Annotated in this window: 25 protein-coding genes and 1 tRNA gene; 14 read left to right on the forward strand and 12 right to left on the reverse strand. The window is 55.2% G+C overall.

Going from position 1 to position 24,682, the window contains the following annotated elements; translation table 11 throughout:
- Window positions 1-246: 246 nt before the first annotated feature.
- Complete coding sequence (locus MKS11_RS00470; protein WP_072206933.1) at window positions 247-495, forward strand: hypothetical protein; 249 nt, start codon at window positions 247-249, stop codon at window positions 493-495.
- A 41-nt stretch (window positions 496-536) separates the two neighbouring features.
- Here MKS11_RS00470 and MKS11_RS00475 read toward each other — a convergent pair whose 3' ends face one another.
- The 3 genes from MKS11_RS00475 to argG all read right to left on the reverse strand — a co-directional run bounded on the left by MKS11_RS00475 (window position 537) and on the right by argG (window position 3,588).
- Window positions 537-1,088: a YfaZ family outer membrane protein gene (locus tag MKS11_RS00475; RefSeq protein ID WP_032456656.1), complete on the reverse strand. Its 552-nt coding sequence runs from the start codon at window positions 1,086-1,088 to the stop codon at window positions 537-539.
- A gap of 353 nt (window positions 1,089-1,441) precedes the next feature.
- Complete coding sequence (locus MKS11_RS00480; protein WP_004206175.1) at window positions 1,442-2,071, reverse strand: winged helix-turn-helix transcriptional regulator; 630 nt, start codon at window positions 2,069-2,071, stop codon at window positions 1,442-1,444.
- A 173-nt stretch (window positions 2,072-2,244) separates the two neighbouring features.
- Window positions 2,245-3,588, reverse strand: a complete 1,344-nt coding sequence (gene argG / locus MKS11_RS00485; RefSeq protein WP_004144895.1) for an argininosuccinate synthase — start codon at window positions 3,586-3,588, stop codon at window positions 2,245-2,247.
- Between the two features lie 307 nt (window positions 3,589-3,895).
- On the opposite strand from argG, the gene MKS11_RS00490 reads away from it, so the two are divergent.
- From MKS11_RS00490 to MKS11_RS00550, 13 genes are all read left to right on the forward strand, one after another.
- Window positions 3,896-3,972, forward strand: a tRNA-Met gene (locus tag MKS11_RS00490).
- Between the two features lie 208 nt (window positions 3,973-4,180).
- Window positions 4,181-4,633, forward strand: a complete 453-nt coding sequence (gene rimP, locus MKS11_RS00495; protein ID WP_002918364.1) for a ribosome maturation factor RimP — start codon at window positions 4,181-4,183, stop codon at window positions 4,631-4,633.
- A 27-nt stretch (window positions 4,634-4,660) separates the two neighbouring features.
- Window positions 4,661-6,148, forward strand: a complete 1,488-nt coding sequence (gene nusA / locus MKS11_RS00500) for a transcription termination factor NusA (RefSeq protein ID WP_002918252.1) — start codon at window positions 4,661-4,663, stop codon at window positions 6,146-6,148.
- A gap of 24 nt (window positions 6,149-6,172) precedes the next feature.
- Window positions 6,173-8,863: a translation initiation factor IF-2 gene (gene infB, locus MKS11_RS00505; RefSeq protein ID WP_004206173.1), complete on the forward strand. Its 2,691-nt coding sequence runs from the start codon at window positions 6,173-6,175 to the stop codon at window positions 8,861-8,863.
- Between the two features lie 102 nt (window positions 8,864-8,965).
- Window positions 8,966-9,367, forward strand: coding sequence for a 30S ribosome-binding factor RbfA (gene rbfA / locus MKS11_RS00510; RefSeq protein ID WP_002918248.1), 402 nt, complete (start codon window positions 8,966-8,968; stop codon window positions 9,365-9,367).
- Window positions 9,367-10,311: a tRNA pseudouridine(55) synthase TruB gene (gene truB, locus MKS11_RS00515; protein ID WP_004206172.1), complete on the forward strand. Its 945-nt coding sequence runs from the start codon at window positions 9,367-9,369 to the stop codon at window positions 10,309-10,311. Before rbfA ends, truB begins: the two co-directional genes overlap by 1 nt.
- A 148-nt stretch (window positions 10,312-10,459) precedes the next feature.
- Entirely contained in the window at window positions 10,460-10,729 is a 270-nt protein-coding gene (gene rpsO / locus MKS11_RS00520; RefSeq protein ID WP_002918244.1) for a 30S ribosomal protein S15, read from the forward strand.
- 242 nt (window positions 10,730-10,971) lie between these two features.
- Window positions 10,972-13,107: a polyribonucleotide nucleotidyltransferase gene (gene pnp, locus MKS11_RS00525; RefSeq protein ID WP_004206170.1), complete on the forward strand. Its 2,136-nt coding sequence runs from the start codon at window positions 10,972-10,974 to the stop codon at window positions 13,105-13,107.
- Window positions 13,108-13,215: 108 nt separating this feature from the next.
- A complete protein-coding gene (gene nlpI, locus MKS11_RS00530; RefSeq protein WP_004206169.1) occupies window positions 13,216-14,100 on the forward strand; it encodes a lipoprotein NlpI in 885 nt (294 codons plus the stop codon).
- 104 nt (window positions 14,101-14,204) lie between these two features.
- The gene (gene yrbN / locus MKS11_RS00535) at window positions 14,205-14,285 is read left to right on the forward strand and encodes a protein YrbN (RefSeq protein WP_085903200.1); all 81 of its coding nucleotides are present in this window, start codon (window positions 14,205-14,207) and stop codon (window positions 14,283-14,285) included.
- Window positions 14,278-16,209, forward strand: a complete 1,932-nt coding sequence (deaD, locus tag MKS11_RS00540; protein ID WP_004206168.1) for an ATP-dependent RNA helicase DeaD — start codon at window positions 14,278-14,280, stop codon at window positions 16,207-16,209. Before yrbN ends, deaD begins: the two co-directional genes overlap by 8 nt.
- 143 nt (window positions 16,210-16,352) lie before the next feature.
- On the forward strand, window positions 16,353-17,597 hold the full coding sequence (gene mtr / locus MKS11_RS00545) for a tryptophan permease (RefSeq protein ID WP_080847432.1): 1,245 nt from the start codon (window positions 16,353-16,355) through the stop codon (window positions 17,595-17,597).
- A 101-nt stretch (window positions 17,598-17,698) separates the two neighbouring features.
- Window positions 17,699-18,640 carry a LysR family transcriptional regulator gene (locus MKS11_RS00550; RefSeq protein WP_087770961.1) on the forward strand — a complete coding sequence of 314 codons (942 nt, stop codon included), beginning with the start codon at window positions 17,699-17,701 and terminating at the stop codon, window positions 18,638-18,640.
- On the opposite strand, the gene MKS11_RS00555 is transcribed toward MKS11_RS00550, so the two are convergent.
- From MKS11_RS00555 to mdcC, 9 genes are all read right to left on the reverse strand, one after another.
- Window positions 18,603-19,034 (reverse strand): HutP family protein, encoded by a 432-nt coding sequence (locus MKS11_RS00555; RefSeq protein WP_048325843.1) that lies wholly within the window; start codon window positions 19,032-19,034, stop codon window positions 18,603-18,605. The two genes, MKS11_RS00550 and MKS11_RS00555, sit on opposite strands and share 38 nt — an antisense overlap.
- Before the next feature lie 44 nt (window positions 19,035-19,078).
- Window positions 19,079-19,849, reverse strand: a complete 771-nt coding sequence (madM, locus tag MKS11_RS00560) for a malonate transporter subunit MadM (protein WP_017899909.1) — start codon at window positions 19,847-19,849, stop codon at window positions 19,079-19,081.
- A gap of 19 nt (window positions 19,850-19,868) precedes the next feature.
- Window positions 19,869-20,249, reverse strand: a complete 381-nt coding sequence (gene madL, locus MKS11_RS00565) for a malonate transporter subunit MadL (RefSeq protein WP_025999210.1) — start codon at window positions 20,247-20,249, stop codon at window positions 19,869-19,871.
- A gap of 336 nt (window positions 20,250-20,585) precedes the next feature.
- Window positions 20,586-20,714 (reverse strand): biotin/lipoyl-containing protein, encoded by a 129-nt coding sequence (locus MKS11_RS00570; RefSeq protein WP_284109344.1) that lies wholly within the window; start codon window positions 20,712-20,714, stop codon window positions 20,586-20,588.
- 1 nt (window position 20,715) lies between these two features.
- Window positions 20,716-21,420: a malonate decarboxylase holo-[acyl-carrier-protein] synthase gene (gene mdcG, locus MKS11_RS00575; RefSeq protein WP_048325840.1), complete on the reverse strand. Its 705-nt coding sequence runs from the start codon at window positions 21,418-21,420 to the stop codon at window positions 20,716-20,718.
- Window positions 21,417-22,520, reverse strand: coding sequence for a hypothetical protein (locus MKS11_RS00580; RefSeq protein ID WP_048325837.1), 1,104 nt, complete (start codon window positions 22,518-22,520; stop codon window positions 21,417-21,419). The genes mdcG and MKS11_RS00580 overlap by 4 nt, the downstream gene beginning before the upstream one ends.
- A gap of 16 nt (window positions 22,521-22,536) precedes the next feature.
- Window positions 22,537-23,418 carry a biotin-independent malonate decarboxylase subunit gamma gene (mdcE, locus tag MKS11_RS00585; protein WP_017899904.1) on the reverse strand — a complete coding sequence of 294 codons (882 nt, stop codon included), beginning with the start codon at window positions 23,416-23,418 and terminating at the stop codon, window positions 22,537-22,539.
- Window positions 23,418-24,347 carry a biotin-independent malonate decarboxylase subunit beta gene (locus tag MKS11_RS00590; protein ID WP_017899903.1) on the reverse strand — a complete coding sequence of 310 codons (930 nt, stop codon included), beginning with the start codon at window positions 24,345-24,347 and terminating at the stop codon, window positions 23,418-23,420. The genes mdcE and MKS11_RS00590 overlap by 1 nt, the downstream gene beginning before the upstream one ends.
- On the reverse strand, window positions 24,340-24,672 hold the full coding sequence (gene mdcC, locus MKS11_RS00595) for a malonate decarboxylase acyl carrier protein (RefSeq protein ID WP_017899902.1): 333 nt from the start codon (window positions 24,670-24,672) through the stop codon (window positions 24,340-24,342). The genes MKS11_RS00590 and mdcC overlap by 8 nt, the downstream gene beginning before the upstream one ends.
- Window positions 24,673-24,682 lie beyond the last annotated feature (10 nt).

Raw genomic sequence — 24,682 nt, forward strand, 5'->3', positions numbered from 1 at the left:
CCGGTCATTTATTAATAAACATCTCTTCGCTGGTCCCCTCCTTTTGCTGTCGTTAAAGTCGCCTCGTCAAATTAACAGAGGTGAAGTGACACAATGAACAAGATCGGGGTGCTTATCGTCGCCGGCGTGCTCGGTTTAGCGGGATGCAGTTCAACATCCCCATCCAAAACGGTGGAGACGATTAATACGCTAACCGTACCGGTATCGCACAGTGAGCCGGGGACTGCGGCGAACAATGCCCAGGCTGTGACGCGCTATTTCCAGGACAATACGGCACTGATTGGTCGCCTTAATCATTCGTTGAAAAGCCATTATTTGCAGGATGTGGAGCGCCGCGATGTGTTCGACAGACACAGCGAGGCATATCAGGTGTATGGCGCGTTGACCCGCCTGGAGCAGATGGCATCCATGAATGACGTTTACCGTAAAGAGAATAATGTTGCTGGTCTGCAGGAGATCAACCGTGTACTGAAAAGCGTGCCACTGACCAGCTGAGATGAGACAGGGACTGCCGGAAGGCAATCCCTGTGCATGGATTAAAAGCGGAAGTTAACCCCGGCATAGGCCCCGTCGGCGAGGGTGTTGTCGCGGTTGCCATCTTTCCCCGCCATATCGATATAACGATAGCCAGCTTCGATATTTAGCGACGGAAGCACGTTAAGGCGTAGCCCGGCATTAGCCTCCACATAATCATCGACGCCGCTGGACATCGAGTCCGGCGAGTAATAACCCTCACCGAAGAGCGTGAAGTACTGGCCGAGTGGGAGTTCTGCTCCGCCACCTGCGGCGATAGCGTAACCTTCATCACCATCTTTAGGGTTCAAATAGACCCCTTTACCGCCCAGCGTCATCAGAAAGGGTCCGAGGTTAAAGTTGTAACCCATTCCCAGTCCTACGCTGTCCCCGTCATTGTCGCTGTGGGCCCACTGGGTGTTGAACGTCATGCCAGGTTCCCCGGCACCAAAGCTGGCGGACAGATTGGTAAACTCGGCGCCGGCTTCACCATGCAGGTTAACGGATGCGCAGGCAGCGCTGCTGGCCCCTAAAGCGATCATCACGGCAACCATTTTTGGAGCAATAGACTTCATTGTTGAATTCCTTCAGATAAAAAAAAGCCCGATACGGGCGTTCGGGCAAAATTAACGGGTTCTTGGATCTCATCGTTATGGTCGCTGCAGACGGCAAACAAGAGGGGTCAACTCCCGCTGCCGCTGCTCACGCCTGGCCGATTTCCGGTGGCATATCCTGAGCTGATGCAGGCCCGGCGGTTAACGCCGTGAGTGGCAGTCTGCTGGTTGATCTCAGGGACATGTTGTCCACCGGTAAATTCAGGAACTCAGCATAAAATTTTTCTTTTTTTACCGTTAGCGTTTATTGATTTAAATTTAAACATTTTCAACAGTAAGGTGAATAACGACAAAAAGATGGTGACGGGCGCGGGTTAGAATTTTTCCGGAAGCGAGGCGATACTTTGCAAATAACCGCCGCGGGCAAAGGCAATATAACCGCCTTTCTTTAAGGCTGACAAGACATTGAGAATACTGCTGCGCGACAGATGGGTCCGGTCCTGAATATATTCCAGAATAGACACGCGCTGCCGAGTCTCTTCGGTTAAGAGCATCATTTCCAGCAGATGGTTACGGATCACCGAATAGGTTCGCTGCTGCAGGACCAGATCGTCACGATATACCATATACGAGGTATGATAAGCCAGCAGGCTGGTAACTTCTTCCCACAGGTTGTGCTGACGGAATAGCGCCGACGCCAGGTCATAATCGATACGCAGCAGTTCGGAAGAGACCTCCGCCCGCAGACTATGGCTGCGGCTGGGCTGCAGCATTTCCGCCACGCCGAACAGATGCGGCTCATAGACGGTCACCATCAATAGCTTGTCGGAATTACGAATAATCGACAGCTCGCCTTTTTTAAAAATAAAGAGTTGGGTCTTACCTTTATATTCCCACGTTAGTCTTTTTCTGGCGATCGCGTTAACGGGCGTCGCGTGTGGCTCAAGCACATCGATCAGTCGGTCAATGGCCTTTTGCGGCCTGATCGGCGGTTTAATATTCATGATGTTTATCACCAGATATGAATTAATCAATTGAGGCTATTATAGTCAACAATTTTGCCGGCCGGGTGATAAGGAAAAAATGCCTCTTTTCGATTTTTCTGCTGCTGACTGGTAACAAAAAATAAAAAGCCGGCGGAGAGCCGCCGGCAGAGAGAGTAAACATCGTCAGGCGATTATTTGCCTTTGTTTTCCAGATTTTCAACCTGCGGTAAACCCGTCGCTGAGGAGGCGCTCAGCAGTCCAGACTGCGCGTAGCCGAACAGCTTCTCGCGAGTATCGGTGATATCCAGATTACGCATGGTCAACTGGCCGATACGGTCTTCAGCGGTAAACATGGAATCGCCTTTTTCCATGGTCAGGCGCTCTGCTTTATAGGTCAGGTTGTCTGATACCGTATTGAGGATCGAGTAGTCATTGCCGCGACGCAGCTCAAGGGTGACTTCGCCGGTGATCTGGCTGGCGACCCAGCGCTGCAGCGAATCACGCAGCATCAGCGCCTGGGAATCGAACCAGCGGCCCTGATACAGCAGACGGCCCAGCTGGCGACCGTGAGCGTGATACTGCTCGATAGTATCTTCGTTATGAATACCGGTCAGCAGACGCTCGTAGGCGATATGCAGCAGCGCCATCCCCGGGGCTTCATAAATGCCGCGGCTTTTCGCTTCGATAATGCGGTTTTCGATCTGGTCGCTCATGCCCAGGCCGTGACGACCGCCGATGCGGTTGGCTTCCAGCATCATTTCAACGTCATCGGCGAAGGTTTTGCCATTCAGCGCCACCGGGTGGCCTTGCTCAAAGCGTACGGTGACTTCTTCCGCAGGGATCTTCACGTTTTCGTCCCAAAACTTCACGCCCATAATCGGGTTGACGATCTTGACGCTGGAATTCAGAAACTCCAGATCTTTCGCTTCGTGGGTAGCGCCGAGCATGTTGGAGTCGGTGGAATAGGCTTTCTCGACCGACATCTTGTAGTCAAAGCCGCAGGCGATCATAAATTCGGACATTTCGTGACGGCCGCCGAGTTCATTGATGAAATCGCTGTCCAGCCACGGTTTGTAGATCTGCAGTTCAGCGTTGGTCAGCAGGCCGTAGCGATAGAAACGTTCGATATCGTTGCCTTTATAAGTGCTGCCATCGCCCCAGATGTTAACGCCGTCTTCTTTCATTGCCGCTACCAGCATGGTGCCGGTGACCGCGCGGCCCAGCGGCGTGGTGTTGAAATAGGTCAACCCGCCAGTGGTGTTATGGAAAGCGCCACACTGAATCGCGGCGATCCCTTCTGCGACCAGCTGTTTGCGGCAGTCGATCAGACGGGCACCTTCGGCGCCGTACTCTTTCGCGCGGCGCGGAATAGCATCGTAGTCGTCTTCGTCCGGTTGACCCAGGTTAGCGGTATATGCATAAGGCACGGCGCCTTTTTTGCGCATCCATAACAGCGCGGCGCTGGTATCCAGTCCACCAGAGAAAGCGATACCAATACGTTGACCAACCGGGAGATGCTTGAGAATCGTCGTCATAAAATAAAACCCTGCTCGATAGACTGTGGTGAGTTCGACCCAACAACCTTAACTGCATTTTTATGCATTAATTGTGAGTATTCATTTAACCATCTTTTACTGGCGACAGGAAGGGCTTCATCATCTTTTTGCTAAAAAAGCCTGAAATACCAGCACAAACGGCAATCGGGGGCGCTAAAATGCATGTTGACAAAATATACTAGTTGCCGTTACAATTCATCCCGATTTTATGTCCCGTCTTCGGTACCAAATCCCAGCAGTATTTGCGTCTTTTGCTCAAAAAGAGTAAAATATGCCACGTTTCAGGCGCGGGGTGGAGCAGCCTGGTAGCTCGTCGGGCTCATAACCCGAAGGTCGTCGGTTCAAATCCGGCCCCCGCAACCACTTTCCCATTAAGTACTTTTTCAAATATACTGTGAGGACTAGGTGTCCTTCGTAGCCGAATTTGAAAGAATTCTTGCGGAAGGTGTTCCAGATCGCCATGGCGATCTCAGGGTTCAGTTATCTAAAGCCCCGATTTATCGGGGTTTTTTGTTATCTGACTTCAGAATAACTGGGCTATACGCCCTTTTTTTATGTCTTGGGGGTGGGTTTGTCCACATTAGAGCAAAAATTGACAGAGATGCTCACTGCGCCGGTTGAAGCGCTTGGCTTTGAGCTGGTCGGCATCGAATTTATTCGCGGTCGCACATCCACACTGCGCATCTATATTGATAGTGAAGATGGCATCAACGTTGATGATTGTGCTGATGTGAGCCACCAGGTAAGCGCCGTCATGGATGTCGAAGACCCGATTACTGTCGCTTACAACCTGGAAGTCTCTTCGCCTGGTCTCGACCGTCCGATGTTCACCGCCGAACACTATCAACGTTTCACTGGCGAAGAAGTTGCGCTGGTGCTGCGCATGGCGGTTCAGAACCGTCGCAAATGGCAGGGCATTATCAAAGCGGTAGACGGTGAAATGATCACGGTAACCGTCGAAGGCAAAGATGAAGTGTTCGCGCTGAGTAACATCCAGAAGGCGAACCTGGTTCCCCACTTTTAACAGTCTGGATTGAGGTGAAAGGCCCCGATGAACAAAGAAATTTTGGCTGTTGTTGAAGCCGTTTCCAACGAAAAAGCGCTGCCGCGTGAGAAAATTTTCGAAGCGCTGGAAAGCGCGCTGGCAACGGCCACCAAGAAAAAATACGAACAAGAGATCGACGTTCGCGTTGAAATCGACCGTAAGAGCGGCGATTTCGACACTTTCCGTCGCTGGCTGGTTGTAGAAGAAGTGACCCAGCCGACGCGCGAGATCACGCTGGAAGCCGCGCGTTTCGAAGATGAAAGCATGAACGTCGGTGACTACGTCGAAGATCAGATTGAGTCTGTCACTTTCGACCGCATCACCACCCAGACCGCTAAACAGGTTATCGTGCAGAAAGTTCGCGAAGCCGAGCGCGCAATGGTGGTCGATCAGTTCCGCGAGCACGAAGGTGAGATCATCACCGGCGTGGTGAAAAAAGTGAACCGCGACAACATCACTCTGGATCTGGGCAACAACGCTGAAGCCGTGATCCTGCGTGAAGATATGCTGCCACGTGAGAACTTCCGCCCGGGCGACCGCATTCGCGGCGTACTGTACGCAGTCCGTCCGGAAGCGCGTGGCGCCCAGCTGTTCGTGACCCGTTCCAAACCTGAGATGCTGATCGAACTGTTCCGCATCGAAGTGCCGGAAATCGGTGAAGAAGTGCTGGAAATCAAAGCGGCGGCTCGCGATCCGGGATCTCGTGCCAAAATCGCGGTGAAAACCAACGACAAGCGTATCGACCCGGTTGGCGCTTGCGTCGGTATGCGCGGCGCGCGCGTGCAGGCGGTTTCCACTGAGCTGGGCGGCGAGCGTATCGATATCGTCCTCTGGGATGATAACCCGGCGCAGTTCGTGATTAACGCTATGGCGCCGGCAGACGTCGCGTCCATCGTGGTGGATGAAGATAAACACACCATGGATATCGCGGTAGAAGCGGGCAACCTGGCGCAGGCGATTGGCCGTAACGGTCAGAACGTTCGTCTGGCCTCGCAGCTCAGCGGCTGGGAACTCAACGTGATGACCGTTGACGATCTGCAGGCTAAGCACCAGGCGGAAGCGCATGCCGCTATCGATACCTTCACCAAATATCTCGATATTGATGAAGATTTCGCGACAGTGCTGGTTGAAGAAGGCTTCTCCTCGCTGGAAGAGCTGGCCTATGTGCCGATGAAAGAACTGCTGGAAATCGACGGTCTGGATGAAGCCACCGTTGAAGCACTTCGTGAGCGTGCGAAAAACGCACTGACTACGCTGGCGCTGGCTCAGGAAGAAAGCCTGGGAGATAACAAACCTGCCGATGATCTGTTGAATCTCGAAGGTCTGGATCGTGCCCTGGCATTCAAACTGGCTGCCCGTGGTGTTTGTACGCTGGAAGATCTCGCCGAGCAGGGCGTTGATGACCTGGCTGATATCGAAGGGATGACCGACGAGAAAGCTGGCGAGCTCATCATGGCCGCTCGCAACATTTGTTGGTTCGGCGACGAAGCGTAATAAACTGTAGCAGGAAGGAACAGCATGACAGATGTGACTATTAAAGCGCTGGCCTCAGAGATTCAGACCTCTGTGGATCGCCTGATACAGCAATTTGCTGACGCAGGCATCCGCAAAACGGCTGATGATTCTGTGACCTCGCAAGAGAAACAAACTTTGTTGACGCACCTGAACCGTGAGCATGGTTCGGCGCCAGACAAGCTGACGTTACAGCGTAAGACGCGCAGTACGTTGAATATTCCAGGTACCGGTGGAAAGAGTAAATCGGTACAAATCGAAGTCCGCAAGAAACGCACCTTTGTGAAACGCGATCCGCAAGAGGCTGAACGCCTGGCCGCGGAAGAGCAGGCGCAGCGTGAAGCGGAAGAGCAGGCCCGTCGTGAAGCTGAAGAAGCAGCGAAACGCGAGGCGCAATTAAAAGCTGAACGTGAGGCCGCAGAACAAGCTAAACGTGAAGTCGCTGATAAAGCGAAACGTGAAGCTGCGGAAAAAGACAAAGTGAGCAATCAACATACCGACGAAATGACCAAAACCGCCCAGGCTGAAAAGATCCGTCGCGAGAACGAAGCCGCGGAACTGAAGCGCAAATCGGAAGAAGAAGCACGCCGCAAACTTGAAGAAGAAGCGCGCCGTGTAGCGGAAGAAGCACGCCGTATGGCAGAAGAAAACGAAAAAAATTGGTCTGAAACTTCAGACAGCCCGGAAGACACCAGCGACTATCACGTCACCACGTCACAGCATGCTCGTCAGGCTGAAGATGATAACGATCGTGAAGTTGAAGGCGGTCGCGGCCGCAGCCGCAGCAGCAAAGCGGCGCGTCCGGCGAAGAAAGGCAACAAACACGCTGAATCGAAAGCCGATCGTGAAGAAGCCCGTGCGGCCGTTCGCGGCGGTAAAGGCGGTAAGCACCGTAAGGGTTCTGCTCTGCAGCAGGGCTTCCAGAAGCCGGCGCAGGCCGTTAACCGTGACGTGGTGATCGGCGAAACCATCACCGTTGGCGAACTGGCTAACAAGATGGCGGTGAAAGGTTCTCAGGTCATCAAAGCGATGATGAAGCTGGGCGCCATGGCGACCATCAACCAGGTCATCGACCAGGAAACCGCACAGCTGGTTGCCGAAGAGATGGGCCACAAAGTTATCCTGCGTCGTGAAAACGAGCTGGAAGAAGCGGTAATGAGCGACCGTGACACCGGCGCGGCGGCTGAACCGCGCGCACCGGTTGTGACCATCATGGGTCACGTTGACCACGGTAAAACCTCGCTGCTGGACTATATTCGTTCTACTAAGGTTGCCTCCGGCGAAGCGGGTGGTATTACCCAGCACATCGGTGCTTACCATGTAGAAACCGACAACGGCATGATCACCTTCCTGGATACCCCGGGCCACGCCGCGTTTACCTCCATGCGTGCTCGTGGTGCGCAGGCGACGGATATCGTGGTTCTGGTGGTGGCGGCAGACGACGGCGTGATGCCGCAGACTATCGAAGCTATCCAGCACGCCAAAGCGGCGCAGGTGCCGGTGGTAGTTGCGGTGAACAAGATCGATAAGCCTGAAGCCGATCCGGACCGCGTGAAGAATGAACTGTCCCAGTACGGCATCCTGCCGGAAGAGTGGGGCGGCGAGAGCCAGTTCGTCCACGTCTCCGCGAAAGCCGGTACCGGTATCGACGACCTGCTGGACGCGATCCTGCTGCAGGCTGAAGTCCTCGAGCTGAAAGCGGTCCGTAACGGGATGGCGAGCGGCGCAGTGATCGAATCCTTCCTTGATAAAGGTCGTGGTCCGGTTGCTACCGTTCTGGTTCGCGAAGGTACTCTGCACAAGGGTGATATCGTTCTGTGCGGCTTCGAATACGGCCGTGTGCGTGCGATGCGTGACGAACTGGGTCGCGAAGTGCTGGAAGCGGGTCCGTCCATTCCGGTGGAAATCCTCGGCCTGTCCGGTGTGCCGGCTGCCGGTGACGAAGTGACCGTGGTTCGTGACGAGAAAAAAGCGCGTGAAGTGGCGCTGTATCGTCAGGGCAAATTCCGTGAAGTTAAGCTGGCGCGTCAGCAGAAATCTAAACTGGAAAACATGTTCGCTAACATGACCGAAGGCGAAGTTCACGAAGTGAACATCGTGCTGAAAGCGGACGTACAGGGTTCTGTCGAAGCGATTTCCGATTCCTTACTGAAACTGTCTACCGACGAAGTGAAAGTGAAGATCATCGGTTCCGGCGTAGGTGGTATCACCGAAACCGACGCCACCCTGGCTGCAGCATCCAACGCGATTCTGGTTGGCTTCAACGTTCGTGCCGATGCCTCTGCGCGTAAAGTTATCGAAGCGGAAAGCCTGGATCTGCGCTACTACTCCGTCATCTATAACCTGATCGACGAAGTGAAAGCGGCGATGAGCGGTATGCTGTCTCCGGAACTGAAACAGCAGATCATCGGTCTGGCTGAAGTGCGCGATGTCTTTAAATCGCCGAAATTCGGCGCCATCGCGGGCTGTATGGTTACCGAAGGGACCATCAAACGTCACAACCCAATCCGCGTGCTGCGTGACAACGTGGTTATCTATGAAGGCGAGCTGGAATCCCTGCGCCGCTTCAAAGATGACGTTAACGAAGTCCGTAACGGCATGGAATGTGGTATCGGTGTGAAGAACTACAACGACGTTCGCGTTGGCGATATGATCGAAGTGTTCGAAATCATCGAAATCCAGCGTAGCATCGATTAATCATCGGATGGCTAAGCCGCCGGGGAAGCGAAGCGCCACCCGGCAATCATTTTAAAAAGGGGCTTTAGGCCCCTTTTTTGTCTTTATTCTGGAGAATTTATTATGGCGAAAGAATTTGGTCGCCCGCAGCGCGTGGCCCAGGAGATGCAAAAAGAGATTGCGATTATCCTGCAGCGTGAAATCAAAGACCCGCGTCTGGGCATGATGACCACCGTTTCCGGTGTGGAAATGTCCCGTGACCTGGCCTATGCCAAGGTGTATGTCACCTTCCTCAACGACAAAGATGAAGCCGCGGTGAAAGCGGGCATCAAAGCGTTGCAGGAAGCCTCTGGCTTTATCCGCTCTCTGCTGGGGAAAGCGATGCGCCTGCGCATCGTGCCGGAGCTGACCTTCTTCTACGACAACTCACTGGTAGAAGGGATGCGCATGTCCAACCTGGTCACCAGCGTGGTGAAACACGACGATGAGCGTCGTGTGAACCCGGACGACAGCAAGGAGGACTGATGAGTCGTCCTCGTCGTCGCGGCCGCGACGTGCACGGCGTATTGCTGCTGGATAAGCCTCAGGGCGCCTCCAGCAACGATGTGCTGCAGAAAGTAAAGCGTATATATAACGCCAACCGCGCCGGACACACCGGCGCGCTGGATCCGCTGGCGACCGGCATGCTGCCGATCTGCCTTGGCGAAGCGACCAAGTTTTCCCAATACCTGCTGGATTCCGATAAGCGCTACCGCGTGATCGCCAAACTTGGCCAGCGCACCGATACCTCCGATGCCGACGGCCAAGTGGTGGAAGAGCGCCCGCTGACCTTTAGCGACGAACAGCTGGCGGCGGCGCTGGACAGCTTCCGCGGCGAGACGCAGCAGGTGCCGTCGATGTACTCGGCGCTGAAATATCAGGGCAAGAAGCTATACGAATATGCCCGTCAGGGGATTGACGTCCCGCGGGAATCCCGGCCGATTACCGTCTATGAGCTGCTGTTTATCCGCCACGAAGGCGATGAGCTGGAGCTGGAGATCCACTGCTCGAAAGGCACCTACATCCGGACGATTATCGATGATTTAGGTGAGAAGCTCGGCTGCGGCGCGCACGTGATTTTCCTGCGTCGCCTGGCGGTGAGCAAATACCCGGTTGAGCGGATGGTAACCCTCGAGCAGCTGCAGGCGCTGGTCGATCAGGCGGCGGCGCAGGATATTCCTGGCGCGCAGCTGCTCGATCCGCTACTGATGCCCATGGACAGCCCGGCCTCGGACTATCCGCTGGTGACCATCCCGGAGACCTCCGCGGTCTATTTTAAAAACGGCAACCCGGTACGTCAGTCAGGCGCGCCGCTTAACGGGCTGGTGCGGGTGATGGAAAGCGAATCCGGCAAGTTTCTCGGCATGGGCGAAATTGACGATGAAGGCCGCGTGGCGCCGCGTCGTCTGGTGGTGGAATACCCGGCGTAAGCGCTTTTCTTGCGATAAAAGCCTGCTACGAGTAGAATATCGCCGCTTAACGTCCGCTAAAGTGTTTTAACATTTTCGGGCGTTGCATCAGGGGTCGCTGAATTAGAGATCGGCACCCTTTCTTTCTTTTAATTTCTGGAGTTCTAAAATGTCTCTAAGCGTTGAAGCTAAAGCAAAAATCGTTTCTGAGTTTGGTCGTGGCGAAAACGACAGCGGTTCTACCGAAGTTCAGGTTGCACTGCTGACTGCACAGATCAACCACCTGCAGGGCCACTTTGCAGAGCACAAAAAAGATCACCACAGCCGTCGTGGTCTGCTGCGCATGGTTTCTCAGCGTCGTAAACTGCTCGACTACCTGAAACGTAAAGATGTTGCACGTTACTCCGCGCTGATCGAGCGTCTGGGTCTGCGTCGCTAATTCTGCGAGTTTCAGAAAAAGGGGCCTGACGGCCCCTTTTTTCGACCGGGCGGCAGCAATTCATTCAAAACTCATGTATTGTTGCTAGTAATGATCTTCATGCACAGGTTCGCGCGGCTAATGAGAGGCTTCATCCGCAGGGGCGGGTAAAGGTTGTCATTAGTCGCGAGGATGCAGAGGATCGGGTCAATAGACGCTATGTCGTGGATATGGCGTGATTTATAGATAAAAAGGATAGAATTTTGCTTAATCCGATCGTTCGTAAATTCCAGTACGGCCAGCATACCGTGACCCTGGAAACCGGCATGATGGCGCGCCAGGCAACGGCCGCTGTGATGGTTAGCATGGATGACACTGCGGTATTCGTGACCGTTGTGGGCCAGAAAAAAGCGAAGCCAGGCCAGGACTTTTTCCCGCTGACGGTTAACTACCAGGAGCGCACCTACGCTGCCGGTAAAATCCCGGGTGGTTTCTTCCGTCGTGAAGGCCGCCCAAGCGAAGGCGAAACCCTGATCGCGCGTCTGATTGACCGCCCGGTTCGCCCGCTGTTCCCGGAAGGCTTCGTTAACGAAGTACAGGTTATCGCCACCGTTGTTTCCGTTAACCCGCAGGTTAACCCGGATATCGTCGCGATGATCGGCGCTTCCGCAGCGCTGTCCCTGTCTGGTATTCCGTTCAATGGCCCAATCGGCGCCGCGCGCGTGGGTTACATCAACGACCAGTACGTACTGAACCCGACCCAGGAAGAGCTGAAGTCCAGCAAACTGGATCTGGTGGTGGCCGGTACCGAAGCGGCCGTACTGATGGTGGAATCCGAAGCGGAACTGCTGAGCGAAGACCAGATGCTGGGCGCGGTGGTCTTTGGCCACGAGCAGCAGCAGATTGTTATCCAGAACATCAACGACCTGGTGAAAGAAGCCGGTAAACCACGTTGGGACTGGCAGCCGGAAGCCGTCAACGAAGCGCTGAACGCGCGCGTTGCTGCGCTGGCTGAATCCCGCCTGAGCGATGCTTACCGTATCACCGACAAACAAGAGCGTTACGCTCAGGTTGATGTGATCAAATCTGAAACCATCGCTACGCTGGTTGCAGAAGATGAAACCCTGGACGCTAACGAACTGGGTGAAATCCTGCACGCTATCGAGAAAAACGTGGTTCGTAGCCGCGTGCTGGCCGGTGAGCCGCGTATCGATGGTCGCGAAAAAGATATGATCCGTGGTCTGGACGTTCGTACCGGCGTTCTGCCGCGTACTCACGGTTCCGCACTGTTCACCCGTGGCGAAACGCAGGCGCTGGTTACCGCGACGCTGGGTACCGCACGCGATGCGCAGAACATCGATGAACTGATGGGCGAGCGTACCGACTCCTTCCTGTTCCACTACAACTTCCCTCCGTACTCCGTAGGTGAAACTGGCATGGTGGGGTCTCCGAAGCGTCGTGAAATCGGTCACGGTCGTCTGGCTAAGCGCGGCGTTCTGGCCGTGATGCCGACTATCGAAGAATTCCCGTACACCGTACGCGTGGTGTCTGAAATCACCGAATCTAACGGCTCTTCTTCCATGGCTTCCGTCTGCGGTGCCTCTCTGGCGCTGATGGACGCTGGTGTGCCGGTGAAAGCCGCCGTGGCGGGTATCGCCATGGGCCTGGTGAAAGAAGGCGACAACTTCGTCGTGCTGTCTGACATCCTCGGTGACGAAGACCACCTTGGCGATATGGACTTCAAAGTAGCGGGTTCCCGCGACGGTATCTCTGCGCTGCAGATGGATATCAAAATTGAAGGTATCACCAAAGAAATCATGCAGGTTGCATTGAACCAGGCTAAAGGTGCGCGTCTGCACATCCTGGGCGTGATGGAGCAGGCGATTAACGCGCCGCGCGGCGATATCTCTGAATTCGCACCGCGTATCCATACCATCAAGATCAACCCGGACAAGATCAAAGACGTTATCGGTAAAGGCGGTTCTGTTATCCGTGCCCTGACCGAAGAGACCGGTACCACCATCGAAATCGAAGATGACGGTACTGTGAAGATCGCAGCGACTGACGGCGACAAAGCACAGCATGCTATCCGTCGTATCGAAGAGATCACCGCTGAGATCGAAGTTGGCCGTATCTACAATGGTAAAGTGACCCGTATCGTTGACTTTGGCGCGTTCGTTGCCATCGGCGGCGGTAAAGAAGGTCTGGTTCACATCTCGCAGATCGCTGACAAGCGCGTTGAGAAAGTGACTGACTACCTGCAGATGGGTCAGGAAGTGCCGGTTAAGGTTCTGGAAGTTGACCGCCAGGGCCGTGTCCGTCTGAGCATCAAAGAAGCAACTGAACAGACTCCGTCTGCCGCAGCGCCGGAAGTTCCGGCTGCCGAGCAGGGCGAGTAAGGTTGCCGTTAGCCCTCCGCTTTTGCGGAGGGCGTTTTACGGGCAGGACGCCTCGTTTGCAGCCGGGGAACAGGACGTTCATCCAATCGTTGTCTTCGGGAGTGGGAAATGAAGCCTTTTTTGCGCTGGTGTTTCGTGGCGACAGCTCTCACGCTGGCAGGATGCAGTAGCACCGCCTGGCGTAAGGACGCCGTCCTCGCAGTACCATTGCAACCGACTTTACAGCAAGAAGTGATTCTGGCACGTATGGAACAAATTCTTGCCAGTCGGGCTTTATCCGATGACGAACGCGCACAGCTTTTATATGAGCGCGGAGTGTTGTATGATAGTCTCGGTCTGAGGGCATTAGCGCGAAATGATTTTTCACAAGCGCTGGCAATCCGACCCGATATGCCTGAAGTATTCAATTACTTAGGTATTTACTTAACGCAGGCAGGCAATTTTGATGCTGCCTATGAAGCGTTTGATTCTGTACTTGAGCTTGATCCAACTTACAACTACGCGCACTTGAACCGCGGTATCGCCCTGTATTACGGCGGCCGGGCTAAGTTAGCGCAAGATGATCTGCTGGCGTTTTATCAAGACGATCCCAATGATCCTTTCCGTAGCCTGTGGCTTTATATCGCCGAGCGTAAACTCGACGAGAAGCGGGCGCTTGAAGCACTCAGAGAGCGCTTAGACAAGTCGGACAAAGAGCAATGGGGATGGAACATTGTCGAGTTCTACCTTGGCGACATTAGCGAAAAAGAGCTGATGACTCGTCTGAAGGCAGACGCAACGGATAACACCTCGCTCGCTGAGCATCTCAGTGAAACCAACTTCTATTTAGGTAAGTACTACCTAAGTCTGGGGGACAAGGACAGCGCTACGGCACTGTTCAAACTGGCGGTCGCCAACAACGTACATAACTACGTTGAGCACCGATACGCATTGTTGGAATTATCGCTCTTGGGCCAGGAGCAAGATGACCTGGCAGAATCGGACCAGCAATAGCTGACGAACACATCAGCCCATAGTTTTTTGCTTGCCATCACCTTCGCGGGTGAGGGCGTTGTTGTTCGTTAATACACCTACTTTGAGCCGGTTCACACTTTTCAATGAAAATTACCGTAAATTTTCACGATGAGTTATGTAGACTGGCCGCCATTAATTTTGAGGCACACGTACTACATGGCTGAATTCGAAACCACTTTTGCAGATCTGGGCCTGAAGGCTCCTATCCTTGAAGCGCTTAACGATCTGGGTTACGAAAAACCATCTCCGATCCAGGCTGAGTGCATTCCGCATCTGCTGGACGGCCGCGACGTTCTGGGTATGGCCCAGACCGGTAGCGGTAAAACCGCAGCGTTTTCTTTACCGCTGCTGAACAACATCGATCCTGAGCTGAGAGCACCACAGATCCTGGTGCTGGCGCCGACCCGCGAGCTGGCGGTACAGGTTGCTGAAGCAATGACGGAATTCTCTAAACATATGCGCGGCGTAAACGTGGTTGCCCTGTACGGCGGCCAGCGTTATGACGTGCAGCTGCGCGCCCTGCGTCAGGGTCCGCAGATCGTTGTCGGTACCCCGGGTCGTCTGCTGGACCACCTGAAGCGCGGCACCCTGGACCTCTCTAAACTGAGCGGTCTGGTACTGGATGAAGCAGATGAAATGCTGCGCATGGGCTTTATCGAAGACGTAGAAACCATTATGGCGCAGATCCCGGAAGGGCATCAGACCGCGCTGTTCTCCGCCACCATGCCGGAAGCGATCCGTCGCATTACCCGCCGCTTTATGAAAGAGCCGCAGGAAGTGCGTATTCAGTCCAGCGTGACCACTCGTCCGGACATCAGCCAGAGCTACTGGACTGCCTACGGTATGCGTAAAAACGAAGCGCTGGTGCGTTTCCTGGAAGCGGAAGATTTTGATGCGGCGATTATCTTCGTCCGTACCAAAAACGCGACCCTGGAAGTGGCTGAAGCGCTGGAGCGTAACGGCTACAACAGCGCGGCGCTGAACGGCGACATGAACCAGGCGCTGCGTGAGCAGACCCTGGAGCGTCTGAAAGACGGTCGTCTGGATATCCTGATTGCGACTGACGTGGCAGCCCGTGGTCTGGACGTTGAACGTATCAGCCTGGTGGTGAACTACGACATCCCGATGGATTCTGAATCCTACGTTCACCGTATCGGTCGTACCGGTCGTGCGGGCCGCGCGGGCCGCGCGTTGCTGTTCGTTGAGAACCGTGAACGTCGTCTGCTGCGCAACATCGAACGTACGATGAAGCTGACCATCCCGGAAGTGGAGCTGCCGAACGCAGAGCTGCTGAGCAAACGTCGTCTGGAAAAATTCGCCGCGAAAGTCCAGCAGCAGCTGGAAAGCAGCGATCTGGACCAGTACCGTGCGCTGCTGGCGAAAATCCAGCCGACGGCGGAAGGCGAAGAGCTGGACGTGGAAACGCTGGCTGCCGCGCTGCTGAAAATGGCCCAGGGCGAACGCTCGCTGATCGTGCCGCCGGATGCGCCGATGCGTCCGCGTCGTGAGTTCCGTGACCGTGACGATCGCTTCGAGCGTCGTGGCGACCGCAACGATCGCGCTCCGCGTGGCGATCGCGAAGATCGTCCGAAGCGTGAGCGTCGTGACGTAGGCGATATGGAACTGTATCGCATTGAAGTGGGTCGCGATGACGGTGTTGAAGTGCGTCATATCGTTGGCGCGATCGCTAATGAAGGCGATATCAGCAGCCGCTACATCGGTAACATCAAGCTGTTCGCTTCTCACTCCACCATCGAACTGCCGAAAGGGATGCCGGGCGAAGTGCTGCAGCACTTTACTCGTACCCGCATCCTGAACAAGCCGATGAACATGCAGCTGCTGGGCGATGCGCAGCCGCGCACCGAACGTCGTGGCGGTGGTGAACGTCGTGAAGGTGGTCGTAGCTTCGGCGGTGAGCGTCGTGAAGGCGGTCGTGGCTTCGGTGGCGAGCGTCGTGAAGGTGGTCGTGGTGATGGTCGTCGTTTCAGCGGCGAACGTCGTGAAGGCCGTGCGCCGCGTCGTGATGATGCATCCGCGCCGCGCCGCGATGACTCTGCCGGTCGCCGTCGCTTCGGTGGCGATGCATAATTAACGTAGCCCGCTAGCGTAAACTAAATAATACAGCCCCGATCGTCATGATTGGGGCTTTTTTTATTTCTTTTGTACTCGTGTACTGGTACAGTGCTTCGCACCCATCGTGGGAAAGTATTTTTGACTGGAGATTTCGGTAAATGGCGACACTAACCACTACGGCAACCCGTCCGTCCCTGTTTGGCGGCGTGGTGATCATCGGCGGCACGATTATCGGCGCGGGTATGTTCTCGCTGCCGGTGGTGATGTCCGGCGCGTGGTTTTTCTGGTCGCTGGCGGCGCTGGTTTTCACCTGGTTCTGCATGCTGCACTCCGGTCTGATGATCCTCGAGGCCAACCTTAACTACCGGATCGGCTCCAGCTTCGACACCATTACCAAAGACCTGCTCGGAAAGGGCTGGAACCTGGTCAACGGCGTGTCGATCGCCTTTGTGCTGTATATCCTGACCTACGCCTATATTTCAGCCAGCGGCTCGATACTGCATCATACGTTTAGCGAGATGTCGCTGAAGGTGCCGGCGCGGGCGGCGGGTTTTGGCTTTGCGCTGCTGGTGGCATTTATCGTCTGGATGAGCACCAGGGCGGTGAGCCGCATGACGGCTGTTGTGCTCGGCGCCAAGGTGATCACTTTCTTCCTGACCTTCGGCAGTCTGCTGGGGCACGTCGAGCCGACGACGCTGTTTAACGTTGCGGAAAAGAACGCCTCCTATGCGCCATATCTGCTGATGACGCTGCCGTTCTGCCTGGCCTCGTTTGGCTACCACGGCAACGTGCCGAGCCTGATGAAATACTACGGCAAAGATCCACGCACCATTATCCGCTGCTTAACCTACGGTACGCTGCTGGCGCTGGGTCTGTACGTGGTCTGGCTGCTGGTGACGATGGGCAATATCCCGCGTCCGCAGTTTGTCGACATCGCGCAGAAGGGCGGCAACATTGATGTGCTGGTGCAGGCCCTGAGCGGGGTGCTGAACAGCCGGAGCCTGGATCTGCTGCTGGTGGTGTTCTCTAACTTTGCCGTCGCCAGCTCGTTCCTTGGCGTCACGCTGGGGCTGTTCGACTACCTGGCGGATCTGTTTGGTTTTGACGACAGCGCGCTGGGGCGCTTTAAAACTGCGCTGCTGACCTTTATTCCGCCGATGATGGGCGGGCTGGTGAAACCCGATGGCTTCCTCTACGCCATCGGCTATGCCGGCCTGGCGGCGACGATCTGGGCGGCGATTGTACCGGCGCTGCTGGCTCGCGCCTCGCGTAAACGCTTCGGCAGCCCACAGTTCCGCGTATGGGGCGGAACACCGATGATTGTGCTGATTCTACTGTTTGGCCTTGGCAATGCGGTTGTACACATTCTGTCGAGCGTTAATCTGCTGCCTGTTTACCAGTAATTTTAATCTACCTGAGCCAGAATTACCGATCTGGCTCAATATATATTCCCCAGCATTCTCTTATTATCAGGTAAGGTCATTTTAAATAAGGGGATGTTTATATGCCTGAGCAAGACATCACTTTGCGTAAACTGGAAATTTTCCTTGGATATATGGAAACCATGAATATTTCTAAGGCAGCAGAGAATATGAAAATATCTCCGGTCAGTGTACACCGCGCCATTCATTCTCTGGAAGATAATCTACGCTGTGCTCTGTTTACGCATAATGGCCGAAATTTACAACCATGTCCCGCGGCCTGGGTGATGCAAAAGCATGCCAAAGAAGTGATGGATGCCATGGAACGCTGTGTTTACATGACGCGAGAAGCTTCAGGATATCACTCTCCGGCATTACGCTTAGGTCTGCTCTATTCACTGGTGCTGAAAACGGCGCCGCAGATTGTTCAGGGGTTGAAAAATCGTCGCCCGGAACTTTCTATAGAATTTATTATGAATTATAATAAAGTTTTATTAGAAGCTTTAAATGCAGGAAGTATTGATGCAGCATTAATTTCAACGCCCGATGAATATAATTCTCATTTATTTGAAACCTGGACGATATTTTCTGATTCCATTTATTTAGCGGTTCCTGTACAGGATGCGGATACTCTATCAGTACCCGTTGACCTCTCCCTGCTACAGAGTAAAAAGTTTATCGCCCTGAGTGAGGGGTTCGCCACCTGGAGAGGTTTCCAGCAAGCGTTTCGTATCGCTGGTTTTGAACCTGACATTGCGCTGCGGGTGCATGATATTTTTTCGTTAATGAGCATGGTGAATGCCGGAGTGGGTTACACGCTTATTCCCGGGCGCATGCGTGGGCTTTTTCGTAGCGGTATACGCCTGTTGCCTTTGCAGGAGGCCTTTCGTATGGAGCAGGAGATATCGCTTGTTTTTCCCCGTAGCCAGGAAAATCATCCAGGACTGCTATCTCTTCTCGCAGAATGCCGTATGTATGCCAGGCAGCTTATGCTGGAGAATAACGATGTAGAGAAAGCCCCATGATTTCCTGGGTAATCCGCTGATAAACCTGGGCTTCGCCGTACATGGCGACGGCGAGCCACCGGGGGGTGCTGACTAAGGCAATTTTCATGCGGATATGATCATCGCTGATAGTATTCGTTAACGCGTGGGTCAGCGCCTGGCGGCTGAGTGAGCATAAGGTGAAAATGGCCGATTCCTGCCTGGGGATGATTTGATTCTTCAACGCACAGCCGATGACGGAGCGCTGAAGTTTGTTTCGCAGTTCGTCAGGAGTGCCGCTGATAAACGCAAAGCCGATTCGGTGTTCGGGTTTATCGGCCAGTAACTTTTGCCGAAAAATCTCCTCTTCCTCCTGCGTGCACAGTGAGGCCTGCATCGCAATTTGCCCGGGCTTCATACGTTGAAATGAATCCATAAGTCTCCCTGGCGCCTGTTGCATAAAACAACAGGCGCATGCGGTTAAAAGAACGGGGATAAAGAGAGATAGAGCGCAGAGGGTGCCAGCAGACAGCCCAGGCCGGTATAGAAGGTGGCTGTCATTGCGCCATAAGGGACAAGTTTCGGGTCAGTCGCCGCCAGCCCTGCCGCCACGCCGCTGGTGGAACCCATTAGCCCGCCGTAGACAATGGCTGCAGCGGGAGAGTTCAGTCCGGCGGGTTTGGCCACCAGCGGCGTAACAATCATGATGGCGATAGATTTAATCACTCCGGCAGCGATACTGAGCGCGATAACATCCGAGCTTGCGCCAAGCGCCGCGCCGGTAACCGGGCCGACAATAAAGGTCACTGCGCCGCCGCCGATAGTCGCCATGCTGACCGCATCGGTATAGCCGAAGGCCCAGGCAACAATCGCTCCCAGGTAGAAGGAGAGCACGGTAGAGACGACCAGCGCCAGCGCGCCCGCGAGGCCCGCTTTTTTCAGCTCCTCAAGCTTCACGCCAAAGGCGGTGGCGATAATGGCAAAATCACGGAACATGCCGCCGCCCATCAGCGCAATACCGCTAAAAAGCGTGATGTCGGAAAGCCCTTTTTTGCCGCCGGTGAGTTCGCCGCCTAGCCAGGCCAGCAGCAGACCCGCGGCAATGGCGATCGCCGAACTGTGAATTTTACCGCGAAAGACGTGGGTTGAAAGCCAGGCCGCAACCCAGCAGACAATACCAACCACCACAAAAGCGGTGACCAGGGCATTGCTGGTGAAGTTACTGGTAAGAATCTTTGTGAATTGTTCCATTCTTTATACTCTCCACCGGTTAGTCTGCTGAACGTGCCATCGTGCTTTTGTTGCCGATTTTGCTCAGTGGTTTAATCAGCAGAAAACCAATCACCACTGCGCCAAGGCCGGCAATAAGCGCCACCGGGCCTCCTTTGAGCGCGGCCACAACGTTCTGGTTCGCGGACATGGCGACAACAATAGGGATATACATCGCGTTCCAGAATCCAACCCCCTGTTCGGCAGGTTTAGACAACAGCCCCTTATCCGTCAGCTTCTGGGAAATAACGACTAAAAACAGCATGGCAAAGCCGACGCCGCCGATATTGGCGGAAATTCCAAGCAGCAAGCCCAAAAGATCGCCGACAATTAACCCGGCGAACATGCATAATCCCATTAACATCAATCCGTAAATAATCATGATGTTTCTCTTTCTATAACCACACTAAAAGCATAAGAGGCTACCCGAACCGGGAAATGACAATAAAGTAAGACAAGGGCTTTTAGCACAGTCTGTTTTTATGATGCGGACAGTCAACAGTCAATTTATACGTACACACCCTGCCTGTCATATCAGCGAAATGTTTATCGCTGATATGACTCAGGCATAATGGTTATATCACAAAGGAATGCCGCACTATTTATTTAGTATTAAAAACGTGACGGTCTACTCAGCGGCAATTTCAAATAAGACCATGCCTGGGTTTACGCGATCGCCTGCGTTCACCGCCAGTGACTTTAATACGCCAGCCTCCGGCTAGGCGACAGGCATTTTCATTTTCATGGCTTCCAGGATCACAACCGGCTGGCCTTTTTCAATTTTGTCGCCCACTGCAGCTTTAACTTCATCGACCACACCCGGTACTTTTGATTTAACTTCAGACATATTAATTTCCTTTAATATATTTCATTGAAAGATGTTTTATTAACCCGGCGACATCATGTCGCGTCATTAATTCGACATCGGTCTCACCTTTAGCCAGCAGGGTCAGACTCCCGCTAAACCATTCCTGGATATTGATAGAAAAACCGTTGGGTAAATTAATTTCCCCATCAATACGCACTGAATATTGCTGAGCAATATCAGTCAGAAATGAGTAACAATCGCTTAACGCCATTTCGTGCCAGGGCGTAATGCGGATATCTAAATCGGAGCGACTGTCCGTCCATAGCCAGGGCGTCGCCATCTCAAGCGCCACCGACCCCCACACGCCGAGCCCGGTTTCCGGCCCGCGCCAGGCCTGGCGCAGGGCGTTAAAGGCACGTGTCGCGCTGGTACGGCTGACGGCAGGCAGGGTGGCCGTTTGCTCCGGCGTTGACACGCGCGTGACGGCCTGTAATGAAGCCACCGTCGCCAGCCGTAAACGCTGCCCTTGCCAGCGCTGCGGAAAGCAAAATCCCAGGGAAATACTCACTTCATCACGAATGCCTCTGCGCACAATGCCGGGGAGATATCCGGAGAGCAGATAGTCCCGCGCCTCTTCCCGCCATGAGGCGGGGAGGGCGCTAAACGCGCCGTTCAACTGCCTCGCAATCAGCCGCAGCTCAGCGCTGTCCAGCCAGCACAGAGTATGGCGTTGCAAGGCACTCATCGCTGCTTGCTCCATGCCGGATCGTTTTTCGCCTGTTGCTGAAGATCTCGCTGCGCCGCCAGCAGGGCGTCAAACTGCGCGGTGGCCTGCGGACCGATAATATCGACCGGCGCGGTTTTTGCCGCTTCCTCCCCTGGAACCGTAACGGGGTAAAGGCGGATATGGGTGGCGCTGGCCTGGGTTTGTAACTGCGCGCTGACCCGGCAAACACGCCCCTTGATACGTAAAATCGTCCGTGCCGTCCGCTCGATAATTTCCCGGTGATTGGCGGTAGTCGCCATCACCACCATGTCATATTCCGGCGTGGTGCGCTGACGCTTCCAGGTCTGGATTTTGCCCTGCGCATTACACAGATGGCCGTTGGTCGCCACGGGAAAGCTGTCGCCGGTCGGCAGGCCGCCAACGATAACTTCCCGCCAGTCACCGCCCTGCGGCGCGGCGACCAGCGAAATATCTTCCCGCAGCGGAAGGCCGTCCAGGATCAGCCAGCCGAATTCCTGGCAACCGTAGACATCATGCAGTCCATAACCCAGCGAAGCACACAGCGGAACCAGCGCTTCATCAAGGGGCGTGCCTGCGGTAATCAGCGTCAGCGTTTTGGGTAAATACGCCTGCAGATTCATCTTTAGCGCCTGTTCGAGCGTGGCGCGTAAAAATGAGGACTCTCCCACCACCACATCCGGCTGCTGGCGACACAGGGCAATCAGCAGCGCGTCCCGGCAGGAGCGGGATAAAAAAGACCAGTGCAGACCGCTCTCGTCCAGCGCCTGACGCGTGAACACATTCACCAGCGGCGCGTAGGTCACCACCATATGCTGCCCTGCGGTTACGCCGCATTCCGCCAGCACACGCCTACCCGCCGCGATACGCAACGGCAGTTCGTTCTGCGTTACGCCGACGATGTTTTGAAATGCGCTGCTGCCGGTGGTAAAGGTAACCAGCGCCAGATTCAACGGCGTATGGATCTCCTCGATAACGTGAGCCGCCGTGGGGCCAGCGATGCCTTTATCGCTCAGCGTGCGGCGCGGCATCTCCGTCAGCGTGGGGATACCCTGCTGGGCGTCAACCAGCCATTCGAGTGTGGCGATGGGATCGTTCATAGCGCGAACTCCAGAATCAGGCCGGTTGATACCGCGCCGCGACCGCCCGATACTCCTCGCGCATCTGCGCCAGAATCACGTTGCGCATTTTTCTGCCGCCGCGCGCTTCGCCTGCGATCCCACGCCCCTGCGGACCTGTCGCCGTCACGCCAGCCGCCTGTTTCTGCTGGCGCACTTCTGCGATATGGCGAACGATCGTCCCTTTCATCTCCGGGATCGCCTGGATCAGCGCTTCCACCCCGCCCAGTTGCCAGAAGAACTCCGGCCCGGCCGCGAAGACCGGATTGGTTCGGGAAAGTTCGCTCAGACGCTCCACGTCCTGGCGGGTAATACGCGCGATACTGCTCAGCGGCATAACGTGGATCATGGTGCCAAATTCCGACGTCAGGCTCAGGATATGATCGGCCTGTAAACCGTGGCAGAGAAACGCGCCGCTAATGGCGCGACCGATAACCATCGCGATAATCGGGTGCCCGGCATGGCGCGCCTCAGCCAGCGCCAGCTGATAGGCACCGGTGGCTTTATTCATGCCGATGATCTCTTCCAGCTTGCCCGGCCCGTTGCCGGGAGTGTCGACGATCAGCACCAGCGGACGTTTCTCGCCGACGGGCTTGTCTTTATCCATGGCCAGCGTGCGATAGACCGCCAGCGCCATTTTGTAGCCCTCTTCCAGCCCGATAACCCCGGCGTAGACCACCGGAAAACGCGGGTTAAAGGTCATGGCGTCGTTAGCAATAACGGTGCAGACTTCACCGCTAATGCGGGCGCTGCCGATGACGGCCCCTGGTCCGTAATCCTCATAAGGCAGCTCGAGATCCGCCAGCGCGTTCTCTTCGAAGCTGTTTTCGTCAACAATCAAATCGATAGCGGCGCGGCCCTGGCCGAGTAAATTTTCCATTATGCTTCCTCCACCGGCAGGCGTTTAACGTTGCTCAGGAACGTGTCGAGATCCATATCCACCAGAGACTGGGGCGCGGTATTGCCCGCCATCGCCCAGACATCCCGCGCATCTGATGGCTCTGACTCGCTGATTTTTTGCGTGAGCGCCATCTGGGCGCGTACTTTTGCTTCGCTGCCGATGCGGCGCATGGCTTCAATCTGCGGCCAGGGCAGGTCGGCAATCAGCGCGGCCTGCTGGTGGAAGGCTGCCAGCGAGTCGGCAATCAGATAGTTGCAGTCGCCGACGATATACTTGTGCTTACCGCCGGTGGTGCGGAACACCAGCGCGCGGTCAGAAGCGTCGAACTCGCTGCGGCCCATCTCCTGTTCGATGACCTCAGGCCCGGTCAGCCCCAGGCGGCCCGATTCGCTCATCACGATGACGTCGGTAGCGGCAGCGACAAACCCCATCCCGCCAAAGCAGCCGATCTTGCTGCCAATCATTGCCACCACCGGTACGCGACCGCGCAGGGTTTGCAGCATGTCCATGCACTCGGCGTGGGCCAGCAGTCCGGCGTTAGCCTCATGCAGACGCACGCCGCCGGTTTCAAAGGAGATGAGGACGATCGGGCGGCGGGCAGGGTCGGTGGTCTGCGCCGCCAGTTCGTCCGCCAGCATCAGCGCGCCGACCATCTTGGCGCCGCCCACTTCACCCACTGCCCCCCCGATAAAGCGCCCCTCCTGGGAGATGACGATGGCCGGGTGCTGGCCCAACAGGCCGATACCGGTGACGATACCGTCGTCAAATTCAACCGCCTCATTGAGCACGGGCAGGTGCGGGCTGGTTCGTTTGGCCGCCGGGCCGATCAGTTCAGTAAAGGTGCCTTTATCCACCAGCGAACTGGCGCGAACCCGGGCGCTGGCTTCCAGAAAACGCAGATCATTCATGATGGGTTTCTCCCGGCATAGCCTGCTGTAACGCTTGCTGAATTCGTAAAGCCACTACCGCCGGCGTGGCGTTATTGTCATTGATGCTGACCTGCATGTTGCCCAGCGGTCCATTTTCCAGAAACCGTTTCAGCACAATCTCCCAGATATGATCGAAACCGGTCACCGGCGTGGATATAGTGACTTCAATACCGCCCGCCAGCGCTTTCGGCTCCAGCAGGACCTCCAGATCGCCAGAGCCTACCACGCCGCAGTGCACGGTTTGCGGCAGAGATGCTCTTTCGCGGGTGCCGCTGAAATGATGTGATATTTGATGTAGAGCCATGTCCTTTTCC

This window comes from Klebsiella sp. K5-45 (genome assembly GCF_030128605.1).
GTDB classification, from domain to species: Bacteria; Pseudomonadota; Gammaproteobacteria; order Enterobacterales; family Enterobacteriaceae; genus Klebsiella; species Klebsiella quasipneumoniae.

Bases quoted from the DNA above. Each gene is read 5' to 3' on its own strand.
- MKS11_RS00550 (WP_087770961.1), top strand. From the start codon at position 17,699: ATGCCTGAGCAAGACATCACTTTGCGTAAACTGGAAATTTTCCTTGGA.
- yrbN (WP_085903200.1), top strand. From the start codon at position 14,205: ATGAAAATTACCGTAAATTTTCACGATGAGTTATGTAGACTGGCCGCC.
- mdcE (WP_017899904.1), bottom strand. From the start codon at position 23,418: ATGGAAAATTTACTCGGCCAGGGCCGCGCCGCTATCGATTTGATTGTT.
- madM (WP_017899909.1), bottom strand. From the start codon at position 19,849: ATGGAACAATTCACAAAGATTCTTACCAGTAACTTCACCAGCAATGCC.
- MKS11_RS00555 (WP_048325843.1), bottom strand. From the start codon at position 19,034: ATGGATTCATTTCAACGTATGAAGCCCGGGCAAATTGCGATGCAGGCC.
- MKS11_RS00475 (WP_032456656.1), bottom strand. From the start codon at position 1,088: ATGAAGTCTATTGCTCCAAAAATGGTTGCCGTGATGATCGCTTTAGGG.
- madL (WP_025999210.1), bottom strand. From the start codon at position 20,249: ATGATTATTTACGGATTGATGTTAATGGGATTATGCATGTTCGCCGGG.
- MKS11_RS00590 (WP_017899903.1), bottom strand. From the start codon at position 24,347: ATGAATGATCTGCGTTTTCTGGAAGCCAGCGCCCGGGTTCGCGCCAGT.
- truB (WP_004206172.1), top strand. From the start codon at position 9,367: ATGAGTCGTCCTCGTCGTCGCGGCCGCGACGTGCACGGCGTATTGCTG.
- MKS11_RS00580 (WP_048325837.1), bottom strand. From the start codon at position 22,520: ATGAACGATCCCATCGCCACACTCGAATGGCTGGTTGACGCCCAGCAG.
- argG (WP_004144895.1), bottom strand. From the start codon at position 3,588: ATGACGACGATTCTCAAGCATCTCCCGGTTGGTCAACGTATTGGTATC.
- nusA (WP_002918252.1), top strand. From the start codon at position 4,661: ATGAACAAAGAAATTTTGGCTGTTGTTGAAGCCGTTTCCAACGAAAAA.
- mtr (WP_080847432.1), top strand. From the start codon at position 16,353: ATGGCGACACTAACCACTACGGCAACCCGTCCGTCCCTGTTTGGCGGC.
- rpsO (WP_002918244.1), top strand. From the start codon at position 10,460: ATGTCTCTAAGCGTTGAAGCTAAAGCAAAAATCGTTTCTGAGTTTGGT.
- nlpI (WP_004206169.1), top strand. From the start codon at position 13,216: ATGAAGCCTTTTTTGCGCTGGTGTTTCGTGGCGACAGCTCTCACGCTG.
- infB (WP_004206173.1), top strand. From the start codon at position 6,173: ATGACAGATGTGACTATTAAAGCGCTGGCCTCAGAGATTCAGACCTCT.
- MKS11_RS00570 (WP_284109344.1), bottom strand. From the start codon at position 20,714: ATGTCTGAAGTTAAATCAAAAGTACCGGGTGTGGTCGATGAAGTTAAA.
- mdcG (WP_048325840.1), bottom strand. From the start codon at position 21,420: ATGAGTGCCTTGCAACGCCATACTCTGTGCTGGCTGGACAGCGCTGAG.
- MKS11_RS00480 (WP_004206175.1), bottom strand. From the start codon at position 2,071: ATGAATATTAAACCGCCGATCAGGCCGCAAAAGGCCATTGACCGACTG.
- deaD (WP_004206168.1), top strand. From the start codon at position 14,278: ATGGCTGAATTCGAAACCACTTTTGCAGATCTGGGCCTGAAGGCTCCT.
- rbfA (WP_002918248.1), top strand. From the start codon at position 8,966: ATGGCGAAAGAATTTGGTCGCCCGCAGCGCGTGGCCCAGGAGATGCAA.
- mdcC (WP_017899902.1), bottom strand. From the start codon at position 24,672: ATGGCTCTACATCAAATATCACATCATTTCAGCGGCACCCGCGAAAGA.